Genomic DNA, 12,675 nt, shown 5'->3' with positions numbered 1-12,675 from the left:
ACAAGTCCAGTTTACGCTAATCCTGCTCGAGTAAAAACCGCCGGACCGGCGCGATCTCGGCTTCATCCCGAAATGTCGGGGCATGGCCCACTCGCGGCACGATATGCTGCACAGCCTGGGGATGGCGCCGCAACATTTCCTGCAGAGTCTCCGGCGTGAGCAGGTCCGACTGCTCGCCGCGCACGATCAGCAACGGCCCCGGCAGGCTTTCATAGGCGGACCACAACAAGGCTTCCGAAGCCTTGAGTTCGGCCTCGGACTGCGTGGCGAAGGGCTCGGCGATACGCAAATCGTAATGCTTGATCCAGCGCCCGTCCTTCTCTTGCATCACGCTGCGCGTCATGTCCTCCCATGCCGCCTGGCCGTGCTCGCCGAAGCCGTAGGAAACACTGCGCACGTAGTCGACGGCTTCCTGGAAGGACGCGAACTCGCCCGGCCGGCCCACATATTCGCCGATGCGGGCAAGGCCCTGGTAATTCAAGGTCGGGCCGATATCGTTCAGCACGACCTTGCCCAGCTTCAGGCTCATCTCTGGCGGCAGCCCCGCGCCGTCCCGGTTGGGACGCATGGCGGCGGAAAAGGCCAGCGTTCCCGCCAAGCCCATGCCGATCAAGCCCCCCATGGAAGTCCCCACCCAGTCCAGCCGGGCCGGGCGCAAGCGGGCGATCAAGGTCAGCATGTCGGCCACGTACTGCGGGATGACGTAATGCGCGCTGTCGATCAGCCAGTCGGACATGCCTCGCCCCACCACATCGGGGCAGACCACCCTGTAATGCGCAGCCAGTTCGCGGGCCAGCTGGTCGAAATCCCGGCCGGTGCGCGTCAGGCCGTGCACGCACAGCAAGACCTTGTCGTTATCGGGATCGCCCCATTCACGGTAAGCCATCCGGTGCGTGCCGGCGGGGCTCGCGCAGGTCACGTAGCCCAGCCTGGGTTCCCGGCCGGGCTCTGCATTGTTGTCTGTCATCAGGCACTCGCTCGCGATTTGCAACAAGAAAACCAATGGATTGTACCGCCGGCGCGCGGCGGCACATCAGGCATGCAAGGCCTGGCCCAGCGCGCGCAGCGCCGCCTCTTGAACGGCTTCGCCAAGCGTCGGATGCGCATGAATGGTGCCGGCGACGTCTTCCAGGCAGGCTCCCATTTCCAACGACTGCGAGAAGGCGGTGCTGAGCTCGGAAACGCCGCGCCCTACAGCCTGCCATCCCAGGATCAGGTGATTGTCCTTGCGCGCGACCACGCGCACGAAGCCGTCGGTAGACTCCAGCGTCATGGCCCGGCCATTCGCCGTGAACGGAAAAGTCGCCTGCAGGATATCGTCGCCCCGGCGCGCGGCCGCCTCGGGCGTTAGCCCGGCCACGACGATTTCGGGATCCGTGAAACAGACGGCGGGAATCGCCATCGGCACGAAGCGGCGCGGTGCGCCGGAAATCAGCTCGGCCACCATATGGCCCTGAGCCATCGCCCGATGCGCCAGCATGGGCTCGCCGGTCAGGTCGCCAATCGCCCACACATTGCGCATCGACGTCCGACAGCGGTCATCCACGCGGACGGCACGGCCCTCCATATCGAGCATCAGCGATTCCAGGCCGTAGCCATCGGTGCGCGGACGCCGACCCACCGCCACCAGTACCTGCTCGGCCGGCAGTTCGATTTCCTTGCCGCCCGAATCTTCCAGCCGCAGCGCCCCGCCCCCGTCCTTCATGCCCAGGACGCGATGCTTGACATGGACGGACACACCCAGGCTGTCCAGCCGAGCCTGTACGGGCTTGGACAAGGCGGCATCATAGGCGGGCAGAATGCGTTCCTGGGCCTCGACGATACTGACCTTGACGCCCAGCTTGCTGTAGGCCATGCCGAGCTCCAGGCCGATGTAGCCTGCGCCCACCACCGCCAGGCTGGCCGGCAGCGACGCCGGCGCCAGCGCCTGGGTGGATGAAAGGACGGTTTCGCCAAACGGCAGCCCGGGCAGCTCGATTTCCTGCGAGCCGGTCGCAAGCAGCAGGTGTTCGCACCCGATGCGCAAGGGCTTGCCATCCTTGCCTGCCGCGTCCACTTCGACTGTCTTGCCATCGATGATGCGCGCCCAACCCCGCAGCACCTGGACTCCGTTCTTCTTGAGCAGCGCCTCGACACCGCTGGTCAGCCTCTTGACGATGCCGTCCTTCCAGGCCACCGTCCGGGCGATGTCGATGGATGGCTTGTCGACGCTGATCCCCAGGCCGGAATCGCCCGCATAGGATCGCAACTTGTCGAATTCTTCCGCGGCATGTATCAGCGCCTTCGAAGGAATGCAGCCGACATTCAGGCAGGTGCCGCCCAGTTGACCGCCCTCGACCAGGATGGTCGGTATGCCCAGCTGCCCCGCGCGGATGGCGGCCACGTACCCGCCCGGGCCCCCGCCTATGATCAATAAAGTGGTCGATTGCATATTTCCTACTCCACGAACAGCAATGCCGGACATTCCAGATAAGCGCGCAGTTTCTGGATGAACTCCGCGGCGTGCATGCCGTCCACCACCCTATGGTCGAACGAGGAAGACAGGTTCATGGTCTTGCGTATCGCGATGGCACCCTGGATCACCACCGGCTTTTCAATGATACGGTTGACGCCCACGATGGCGACTTCCGGGTAATTGATGACCGGCGTGGAGACGATGCCGCCCAAAGGCCCCAGGCTGGTCAGCGTGATCGTGGATCCGGTCAGTTCCTCGCGCGTGGCCGAGCCATCGCGCGCGGCCTGCGCCAGGCGGGCCACTTCGCGCCCCAAGGCCCAGAGGTCCAGCGCTTCGGCGTGGCGCAGCACGGGAACCATCAGTCCGGCCTCGGTCTGCGCGGCAACACCCAGGTGGACAGGCCCATAACGCGTCACGATGCCCGCTTCATCGTCGTAGCGCGCGTTGATCTGAGGAAACTCGCGCAGAGCGAGCACCATGGCGCGCGCCAGGAAAGGCAGGACCGTCAGCTTGCCGCGCGTCTCGCCCCATTGCGCGTTCATGCGTGCGCGCAGCGTTTCGAGCTCGGTCACATCCATCTCTTCGACATACGTGAAATGCGGGATGTGCCGCTTGGACTCCTGCATTTTCTCGGCAATGCGGCGACGCAGCCCGATAACGGGCACTTCTTTTTCGTCATCGCGCCGCTCGTAGGCGGCGGCGCGCGGCGCGGTTGCCGACGGCGAGGGTTCGCGAGACAGGCAGGCATCCAGGTCGGCATGGCTGATACGGCCCGCCGGCCCGGATCCACGCACGGCTTGCAGGTCTATGCCCAGTTCCCAAGCACGCCGGCGCACTGCCGGCGATGCCAGCGGACGGCCGCCTTCGGGACGCGCCGCCACCGCCGCGCCGGCTCCGTGTGCGGACGGTACGATGGACAGACGGGCCGTCGGGGGCGAATCGACCCTTTGTTCCGCCGCATTCGTTCCGGCGGAAACAGGGGCGTCCTGCCGCTTGGTTTCTTGCTGTTTGGTTTCTTGCTGCCTGGCGTCCCGCTGATGGGCGGCTTCCGGCGTAGAGGCGGATGGAGCGGCATCCGCATTCCTATGCTTTTCCGCAAGTGGCGATTCGGCAGCGTTTCCGCCCTCGACCTCCAGCCGGATCAGCTCGGATCCCACCGCCATGACCTCGCCGACTTTTCCGCCCAGCGCCAGCACCTTTCCGTTTACGGGGGAAGGCACCTGGACCGTGGCCTTGTCGGTCATCACGTCGGCCAGGATCTGGTCTTCGCTGACGGCATCGCCGGCTTTGACGTGCCATTCAACCAGCTCGACTTCGGCAATGCCCTCGCCGATATCGGGCATTTTTATGATGTGCAGGCCCATGCTCAGCCCTCCTTGCGCAAGGGAAGATCCACGCCCTGGAAGACGGGCGAAGAGGTCTCGTCCATGACTTTCCGGAAGGCCCGCGCAACCCGGCTGGGGCTTGGAAAATACGCCCATTCATGCGCATGCGGATAAGGCGTGTCCCACCCCGCGATACGTTCGATGGGTGCCTCCAGATGATAGAAGCAGTGTTCCTGGACCAGGGCCGTGAGTTCGCCGCCGAAACCGCCGGTTTGCGTTGCTTCGTGCAGGATGACGCAGCGCCCGGTTTTCTTGACCGAAGCCAGGATGGTGTCGATGTCCAGCGGCCAAAGGCTGCGCAGATCGATGATTTCGGCATCGACGCCCGACTCCCTGGCGGCGACCTCGGACACGAACACCATGGTGCCGTAGGTGAGCACGGTAAGGTCGGATCCCGGCCGGAATATCGAAGCCGATTCGAGCGGAACGGTGTAATAACCCGACGGCACCTTGCCCAGCGGATGCTTGGACCACGGCACCACCGGCTGGTCATGATGGCCGTCGAAGGGGCCGTTGTACAGGCGCTTGGGCTCCAGGAAAATGACCGGATCGTCGTTTTCTATGGAGGCGATGAGCAGCCCTTTGGCATCATAGGGATTGGACGGCATGACCGTACGCAGGCCGCTGACGTGGGTGAACATGGCCTCCGGGCTCTGGCTGTGGGTTTGACCGCCGTAGATGCCGCCGCCGCAGGGCATGCGTATGGTCATCGGCGCTATAAATTCGCCCGCAGTGCGATAGCGCAGCCGGGCCGCCTCGGAAACGATCTGGTCGGTGGCTGGATAGAAATAGTCGGCGAACTGGATCTCGACGACCGGCCGCAGGCCGTAGGCGCACATGCCCACCGCCGCGCCCACGATGCCGCCTTCGGAAATCGGCGCATCGAACACACGGTGCTTGCCGTGCTTGGCCTGCAAGCCTTCGGTGCAGCGAAACACCCCACCGAAGTAGCCGACGTCCTGGCCGAATATCACCACGTTGTCGTCGCGTCCGAGCATGACATCCATGGCCGAACGCAGGGCCTGGATCATGGTCATGGGCGTCATGGCGCCCTGTTCTGTGCGATGAGCCATGTTCATACCCCCAGTTGCTGGCGCTGGCGGCGCAGATGCCAGGGCATGTCTTTGTAGACATCCTCGAACATCGTCGCCACGCTGCTGGTCTGGCCTGTGGCCAGCGTGCCGTAGCTTTCGGCTTCCTTCTGGGCCGCGATCACTTCCGCCTCGAGCTTCTTCTGGGTGGCGTGCTGCTCTTCGTCGGACCAGGCACCGATGTTGATCAGATGGCGCTTGAGCCTGTCGATGGGATCGCCTAGGGGGAATCGCGCCCAGTCGTCCGACGGCCGGTACTTGGAGGGGTCGTCGGACGTGGAGTGCGGGCCGGCGCGATAGGACACCCATTCGATGAGCGTGGGACCCAGGTTGTTGCGGGCACGTTCGGCCGCCCATTTGGATACCGCGTACACAGCCAGGAAATCATTGCCGTCGACACGCAGGGACACAATGCCGCTGCCCACGCCGCGCGCGGCGAAGGTCGTGCTTTCACCTCCCGCGATGCCCTGGAAGCTGGAAATGGCCCATTGGTTGTTGATGACGTTGAGAATGACCGGCGCCTGATAGACGTGCGCAAAGGTGAGCGCTGTTTGAAAGTCGGCAGCGGCGGTCGCGCCATCGCCTATCCAGGCCGACGCGATCTTCGTGTCGCCCTTGATGGCCGACGCCATGGCCCAGCCCACCGCCTGCACGAACTGCGTGGCCAGGTTGCCGGATATGGAAAAGAACCCGTGCTCGCGCATGGAATACATCACCGGCAACTGACGGCCCTTCAGGCGGTCGTGGTCGTTAGAGAATAGCTGGCACATCATCTCGACCAGGGATACGTCTTGCGCGATCAACAGGTTCTGCTGACGATAAGAAGGAAAACACATGTCGCCCTTCTCGAGCGCCAGGATCTGGCCCGTGCCAATGGCTTCCTCGCCCAGGCTGAGCATGTAGAAAGAGATCTTTTTCTGGCGCTGGGCGATCTGCATGCGCGCATCGTAGATGCGCGTCTTGATCATGGCGCGCAGGCCGCGCCGCAACAGATCGGGATCGATGATGGGATCGGCCCAGGGTCCCACCGCATTGCCCTCGTCATCGAGCACCCGGACGAGCGAAAAAGCCATGTCCTTGATGTCGTAGCAGGAAGTATCCAGCGGCGGCTTGCGAAGTTCGCCCGCCGGCGCCAGGCGCAGGTAGGAAAAGTCGGTTGCGTGGCCTGGGCGCCCGGATGGCTCGGGCACGTGCAGCCGTAGTGCAGGTGTTTGTCTCATGGTTGGCTCTTGAAAATATCTTATGGAATTTTCGGTACCGGCTTGTTTTGTGTTCTTCCGCCTTGTGGGCGCAAACTATCATCGCCGATTCCACGCGCCGACGCAAGCAAGTCCCTTGCCCGAACGCATCAATAGGCCTGCCAGTACCGGCGGGCCATTTGCCGTAACCCGTGCACCTCCAGGCCGCCCGAGCGGGATGCCACCCTGACCGCCCCGTGGCGGTCGCTGCGCCAGAACCGCGCCCCGCTTTGCTCCCAGCGCGCCTCGACGGCGGGATGCGGATGGCCATAGCGATTCCAGGGCCCCATCTGGGCGATCGCATGCGCCGCGCCCACATGCTCGACGAAGGAGGCGGATGACGACGTCCTGGAACCGTGGTGCGCCGCCAGCACCACATCGATCGGCCCCAGTTCCCGTGCCACCAGCTCGGACTCCGGCCCCGCGCCGATATCCGCCGGCAGCAAGGCCGAGTGATAGCGGCCGCGCATGCGCAATACGCAAGACTGGTCATTGCGCTCTTTACTGCCGGTTTCGGCGGGCGCGCCCTCCCAGGATGCAAGCGGCCACAGGAACTCGAAGGAAACGCCGTCCATCTGCCAAGCCAGCCCATACCGGCACGGCGATACCGCCAAAGGCAGCGGCGGCATGTCGCCGGGCCGGCCCAGCAGGCGCGATTCCCGGTGCAGATAGGCCTGAAGATCGAATGAGCTGAAAGACTGCTCCACCGGCACACCTTCCAGTACGCTGCGCACGCCGCCCGCATGGTCGATGTCCGCATGCGAGACAACCAGCACATCCAAGCGACCAATGCCGTGAGCGCGCAGAAAAGGCCGGACGATGCGCTCGCCGGCATCCGACACCGCGCTGCTGCGCAAGCCCGCATCGAACAGCAAGGCATGGCGAGCAGTCTGGATGACGATGGCTCCACCCTGCCCCACATCCAGCGCATGCAAGGTCCAGCCGCCTTCCGGCGGCTTGGGCGATCGCCACGCCAGCGCCGGAACAATCAACAGCCAGGCCATGCGCCGCCCGGGCAAGCCATAAGGCATGGCCGCCAGGACAATGCCAGCCAGCGCCAGGAGCGTAAGCGCCAAGGGTGCCGCGGCCACCGTGAAGCTGGCCGCCCGCCACCCTGCCAGCCATACCGTGGGCGCCATCATCGCATCCAGAGTAGCGTGGCCGACCCATGCCAGGACTTGCGCGACCGGGCTCAGGACCGGAACCAAGGCCGTCGCGGCCAGCAACAAGGAAAGCGGCGTCACCACCAAGCTGATCAACGGAATGGCGTATGCATTGGCCAGCGGCGAAGCGAGCGAGACCTCGTGGAAGATCAGCGCCAGCACCGGCATGAGCGCCACCGTGATGGCAAGCTGCAAATGCGCTGCCTGCATCAAAAATCGCTTCAGGCTTTTGACACGGGTCGGCTGCTCCCCGCCTACCCGCTGACCCCACCACCCCGAGCTCGCCAGCAGCACGCCGACCGCCCCGAATGACAACCAGAAGCCGCTGGCCAGCAAAGACCATGGGTCAAGCAGCACCACCACGAACGCAACCACGATCAACAGACGCGAAGCGCTGAGAGGCATGCGCAGGACGTAAGCCATCGCCAGCACGGCAAGCATGAAGAAGGTGCGCCGCGCCGGAACGCCCCAGCCCGCCAGCAAACAGTACAGCCACGCAATGAGCAGCGCGCCGAGCGCGGCCGCAACCTGCGCGGGCATGCGCTCCGCCAGATAGCGGCCGCGCCAGCGCATGCGTCGCCATATCCAGAAAACCAGCATCCCGCCCATCGCCGCGATCATCGTGATGTGCGAGCCGCTGATGGAAACCAAGTGCGTTATGCCCGTGCGGTTGAAGACCTGCCAGTCGCCTGGCTCCACGCTGGCCTGGTCACCGATCGATAACGCAAGCAACACAGCGCCATAGCGCTTGCCCTCCAGATACGGCTGCATGGCGGCCCGCACATGATGGCGTGCCCGATTGGCGATGATCTCCAGGCTGGCCCAGGCCTGCGTGTCGAGATGGCGCGGCTGCCCCCTGACCGAACCCGTGGCCCGTATGCCTTGAGCGAACAGATAGGATTCGTAGTCGAAGGCATGCGGATTGCGACGCCCCACGGGTGTCTTGAGCGTCAGCGCCATGCGCCACACCTGGCCGGGCACCAGGTCGGGGAACTCAGCGGGCGCCCGATCGGCCCGACCATACGGCCCCGCCCAGCCCGGTGCCTGCCAGGACACCAGGATGCGGCTGGGCACGCCCTCCGGCATGGAAGAAATCACGTCCGCCTCGAACTGGCGGCCATCCGGCGACAGTCGCGGCAGGCCCGCGATGCGCAGTTCGACGCGCGTAACCTTGTTTTCATTGTCGGGAGCGAGTGCGTCGCTCAAGCGGTGCTCGACACGCGCGACCGTTATTGCGAAGCCCAGGAGGCCGGCCCAGAGCGGAAACAGTATGCACGTTGGCAATGGGGCGGGAAGAAACAGCCACGCGAATATCGAAACCAGCACGGCGCCAATGAGCACCATCGCCCATAGCCCCGTTGCCGGCATGGCCGGCAATACATGGACTGCCCCGCTGGCAGCCACGAACGCGAGCAAGGATATGCGACCCGTCATCCCGATACGCCTTAAATCTGGAAGCGTAGTCGGCGGGACGGTTTACTGGGGGCTACGTGAGTTCAAAACGCCACTGTGGGAAGTACGGGCCTACGATAAGCGATCAAAGACTTGGTCGCACACCGCATTCATGCGTACACTTCCGTCATGCTACGCATCGAAAATCTCAGCAAGCGCTACGGCGACCATGTGCTATTCCAGGGCCTGACCCACACCTTTTCGCCAGGGTGCGTGGCGCTATGCGAGGAAGCCAGCACCGGCAAATCCACCTTGCTGGCCATCATCGGGGGCCTCCTCCCGCCGGATACCGGAGACGTCTGGATCGATGGCCGCTCGTTAACCGACACGCCGCAGCAGGCCAAGTCCCGCATCGCCTACGTGCCTGACGACTGTCTGGCTTTTCCCATGCAGACGGGGCGTGGAATGCTTCAGCACGTCGCCTCGGAAAGGAACACGACGCTCGACGATGCCGTGCTCGACCTGGCGCAAAAGCTGGGACTGGAGCCGCATCTGGACAAACGCTTCGAGCAGATGTCGACAGGTACGCGCCGCAAGGTCTACCTGGCGGCCGCCGCCTTGGGCGACCCGGCCGTCATAGTGGCGGACGGGCCCAGCAACGGCCTGGATACCGGAGCTCGCTCCGTGCTGGCCGAGCAGTTCAAAATCTGGTCGCAGGACCGCGTCGTGCTGTTCGCCAGCCATGATTCTGAACTGGCGCGGAACTGCGGAGCGAAACAAGTCGATGTTGCTTCGCTGCGTTAGCACGGCGGCAACTGTAAGGCGAGAACGTCATGGGGACCATCAAACTGCGCAAGTGGGATACCGTCGAACACCTCAAGACCGAGGAAGATATGGTGATGTACCTGCAAGCCTGCATGGATGAGGCTGGGGACGATGCCGCCTTAATCGCGGCGGCTCTCGGCGACATTGCCCGAGCCAAAGGCGTGACGCAACTTGCAAAGGATACGGGGCTGGGGCGCGAAAGCCTTTACAAGGCTCTTTCCGGCGAAAGCAACCCGAGCTTCGGCACCATCCTGAAGGTCATGCACGCGCTCGGTATCAAGCTGCACCCTGAAGCCGCTACTCACACTTGACCGCAACAAAAAAAGCGACTGGAGCAGCGGCTTTCGCAACCCAAAGCGGAAGTTCACCGATTAACCGAATTGCTTTAACCATATTTCAGCACCGAGCCTCTCCAATAGCAAAGGCCAACAGTACTGCGGTGTAGGCGAGAGCACTGAGTAAACATGGTGCGTCGAAGCTTCAATTGGTCTGATCGTCGGCAGCATAGATGATTTGTCGGTAGCCCTGCAAGTCAAAATACCGGTCCAGTGAATCCGGCGATGACTGGGCCGCTGCCAAAGCCACATACGTGTCAGGCCGGAGCAAATACATGGCATCACGTTCTATGCATGCTCTTTGATAGTCAAGTTTCCATTCGATGACCTGGAGCTTGACATGATGCCTTTCGCACCATTCGCGGAGCGCCGGGTCGGCTTCGCCATAGACGTGAACCTGCCAACCGATCGTGTCAAACGCTTTGTAGTTGTCGAAACCTTGCGAACCAGTCCACGGAAGCCGGTCGCCACCATGCACATGCCCAACCTTGCCCAAACTGAGCTTACTGTCCCGATAATGCAGGGTTGTCTGCGAAACCGTCTTGAACAGAAACTCACGCACGTTGCCGATCTTGTACGCCACGCTTGCAATTGCCGGAACAATATGGGTTTTGATGAAGTCGGCTAGGCTCCCGTCACTAGTCGCTAACGTAAACAAACGGTCGGTGGTGTTCACCAGCTTTCGAGCGAATGCCTGCCGCTCAACGGCATAGCTTTCAAGCAGACTGGCTGGAGCAGCACCCTTGATGACATCGGCAAGTTTCCATGCAAGGTTGTTCGCATCAAGAAGGCCCGTATTCATTCCTTGTCCACCGGCCGGACTGTGGATATGCGCGGCATCCCCCAACAAGAAGACACGACCGCGCTGGAATTCGTCAGCGATCCGGTGGTGGACGCGATAGGTGGAGAACCAATTGACTGTGTGAACGTGCAGCCCCAGGCGCTTGATCGCGTCCTGCTGCACATCCGCGAACGTCAACGTCTCCGCCTTATCGGCGCGCTCGTCCCGCACAGTGCCGATAAGGCGTCTCTGTCCGTTCGCACCGTACGACAATACGAGCGCAAAATCACCGCTGTCGAATGCAATATGCGCTTCGTCCACCGGCTCCAGGCCGCTTGCATGCACGTCGGCGACATAGAACGCGTGTTTGTAAGTTCCTCCTTCGAATCCGGTTCCCAACTGTTGGCGGACGGTAGAACGCGCGCCGTCGCAGCCAGCAAGGAATTGAACTGGCGCCGTGGACTCGGTTCCATCCGCCAGCCGGAGAAGCGCAGTGACGCTTTCTCCCTCATCCTGGAAAGAAAGCAGCTCGGTTTCCCGCTCAACCGTGACACCCATCGTCGCCAGTTTTTCGATTAATAGTCGTTCGTGCTGATCTTGGGGATAGACCGTCACGAATGGATATGGTGTCATATTGGCACCGGCATCTTTGAAAACGATCTTGGCTCGATGTTTGCCACGCGCCCACATGTTAATGGAGGGGTTTTCATGCCCCGCCGAAACGACCGCCTCTGCCAGATCCAACTGGCGATAAAGCTCCAGCGTACGTGCCTGCACGATCATGGCCCTGGAGGTTTCGCCCGTCCCGCACTTTTGTCAATGATCCGGACGCTGATACCCTGCTTCGTCAGCCACAATGCCAAGGCAAGGCCTGTAGGGCCTGCGCCCGCGATTAGTACGTTGTTCATACGCTGCTCCCATTTTTAAAATTAGCCGAAGTCTCTGATAGTATTTCAGTTGAAAAACCCCGCTATACCTTCAATGTCAAAACAATCCCTGCGCATGATGTATGAGGCCGCTGTGGCTGAACTGTCGAATGCGGCAGTGTCGAAGCTTGATGCAGGCGTGTCCGAAGAGGACGTTGCCCGGTGGGCGGTGGCTGAAAGGAACATTCTCAAGCAGGCCTATCGCGATCTCACGCCTGAATCGGTTCTTGGCCGCATCGTTGCCAGGACTTTAGAGCGCTACGGCAACGAAATGGGGCCCAGCGTCGACGACCTCCGGTCCGCCGGTAAGTCTTGGCGGCAAATCATCCATTCTGCGACACGTGCGGGAGATCACGACGACGATTTTTTCCGAGATGGCTAGGGCCTGTTAATGCTAAAAGGCCCTAGCCCTTGTCACCCTCGCACTCGGCCATTTTGCTCGTCTATTCTGGCACCTGGCCGGAAAAATATTGGGTCACCCATCGCTCGCACACCGCCCACAGTTGAGGGGCGCCCTTTTTGATGGCGGGTCCATATCGACGAAGAACCTGTTCAAGTGAAACGCCGCTTTCCTTCCAGGTTCCTCCGTCAGTGAATATATTTACGAGGAGCGGCTGAAAACGATCAAGCGCTTTCGCGAACTTCGCGTCTTCCGTCTCTGCAAGTTCAAATTCTTTCCACAGGCGACGAAACTCATCGCACTGGGGCTGTGGCAACAGGCCAAACAAGCGCTCTGCCGCACTGGATTCTTGCTCAGCCTGCAATTTACTGGAATACCCACCGTGGATCGGGTGATCGCCGACATCAATTTCGACAATGTCATGAAGCAATAGCATCTGCATGACTCGATTCGTATTCACGGCCCCGCAGGCATACTCGTTCAATACCAAGGCATACATCGCCAAATGCCAGGAATGCTCGGCGGAGTTTTCCTTCCGGCTTTTATCGAGCAGCGGTGATTGTCGTACGACGGTTTTCAGCCGGTCGATTTCTCTGAGAAAGGCCAGCTGCTTTTCCAACGCGGTCGATTGCGTGGCCTGCACGCCTGAAAGTGGTCTCATACCCTTGAACGTCAGACAATTCG

The 12,675-nt window shown here is 62.1% G+C and carries 10 protein-coding genes and 1 pseudogene; 3 read left to right on the top strand and 8 right to left on the bottom strand.

The window, feature by feature from the left end:
* Positions 1-16 precede the first annotated feature (16 nt).
* The 6 genes from ACSBPU_RS09855 to ACSBPU_RS09830 all read right to left on the bottom strand — a co-directional run bounded on the left by ACSBPU_RS09855 (position 17) and on the right by ACSBPU_RS09830 (position 8,766).
* Positions 17-967, bottom strand: a complete 951-nt coding sequence (locus tag ACSBPU_RS09855; RefSeq protein WP_442597686.1) for an alpha/beta fold hydrolase — start codon at positions 965-967, stop codon at positions 17-19.
* Positions 968-1,033: 66 nt separating this feature from the next.
* The gene (gene lpdA / locus ACSBPU_RS09850; protein WP_442597684.1) at positions 1,034-2,431 is read right to left on the bottom strand and encodes a dihydrolipoyl dehydrogenase; all 1,398 of its coding nucleotides are present in this window, start codon (positions 2,429-2,431) and stop codon (positions 1,034-1,036) included.
* Positions 2,432-2,436: 5 nt separating this feature from the next.
* Positions 2,437-3,819: a dihydrolipoamide acetyltransferase family protein gene (locus tag ACSBPU_RS09845; RefSeq protein WP_442597682.1), complete on the bottom strand. Its 1,383-nt coding sequence runs from the start codon at positions 3,817-3,819 to the stop codon at positions 2,437-2,439.
* A 2-nt stretch (positions 3,820-3,821) separates the two neighbouring features.
* Positions 3,822-4,913 (bottom strand): alpha-ketoacid dehydrogenase subunit beta, encoded by a 1,092-nt coding sequence (locus tag ACSBPU_RS09840; protein WP_442597680.1) that lies wholly within the window; start codon positions 4,911-4,913, stop codon positions 3,822-3,824.
* Positions 4,914-4,915: 2 nt separating this feature from the next.
* Positions 4,916-6,151, bottom strand: coding sequence for a 3-methyl-2-oxobutanoate dehydrogenase (2-methylpropanoyl-transferring) subunit alpha (locus ACSBPU_RS09835; protein WP_442597678.1), 1,236 nt, complete (start codon positions 6,149-6,151; stop codon positions 4,916-4,918).
* A gap of 128 nt (positions 6,152-6,279) precedes the next feature.
* On the bottom strand, positions 6,280-8,766 hold the full coding sequence (locus ACSBPU_RS09830) for a DNA internalization-related competence protein ComEC/Rec2 (protein ID WP_442597676.1): 2,487 nt from the start codon (positions 8,764-8,766) through the stop codon (positions 6,280-6,282).
* Positions 8,767-8,913: 147 nt separating this feature from the next.
* Between ACSBPU_RS09830 and ACSBPU_RS09825 the strand changes: the two genes are divergently transcribed.
* Both ACSBPU_RS09825 and ACSBPU_RS09820 read left to right on the top strand, forming a co-directional pair.
* Positions 8,914-9,528, top strand: coding sequence for an ABC transporter ATP-binding protein (locus ACSBPU_RS09825; RefSeq protein ID WP_442597674.1), 615 nt, complete (start codon positions 8,914-8,916; stop codon positions 9,526-9,528).
* 29 nt (positions 9,529-9,557) lie between these two features.
* Positions 9,558-9,860, top strand: coding sequence for an addiction module antidote protein (locus ACSBPU_RS09820; protein ID WP_442597672.1), 303 nt, complete (start codon positions 9,558-9,560; stop codon positions 9,858-9,860).
* 169 nt (positions 9,861-10,029) lie between these two features.
* Here the strand turns inward: ACSBPU_RS09820 and ACSBPU_RS09815 are convergent.
* A pseudogene (locus ACSBPU_RS09815) lies at positions 10,030-11,573 on the bottom strand (FAD-dependent monooxygenase).
* A gap of 73 nt (positions 11,574-11,646) precedes the next feature.
* On the opposite strand from ACSBPU_RS09815, the gene ACSBPU_RS09810 reads away from it, so the two are divergent.
* Positions 11,647-11,973 (top strand): hemagglutinin, encoded by a 327-nt coding sequence (locus tag ACSBPU_RS09810; RefSeq protein ID WP_442597671.1) that lies wholly within the window; start codon positions 11,647-11,649, stop codon positions 11,971-11,973.
* Between the two features lie 61 nt (positions 11,974-12,034).
* Here the strand turns inward: ACSBPU_RS09810 and ACSBPU_RS09805 are convergent, their stop codons facing one another.
* Entirely contained in the window at positions 12,035-12,652 is a 618-nt protein-coding gene (locus ACSBPU_RS09805) for an HD domain-containing protein (protein ID WP_442598297.1), read from the bottom strand.
* Between the last annotated feature and the right edge of the window lie 23 nt (positions 12,653-12,675).

Source organism: Parapusillimonas sp. JC17, assembly GCF_052180245.1.
Classification (GTDB): Bacteria; Pseudomonadota; Gammaproteobacteria; order Burkholderiales; family Burkholderiaceae_B; genus Parapusillimonas.
This window is presented reverse-complemented; position numbering and strand designations above follow the sequence as displayed.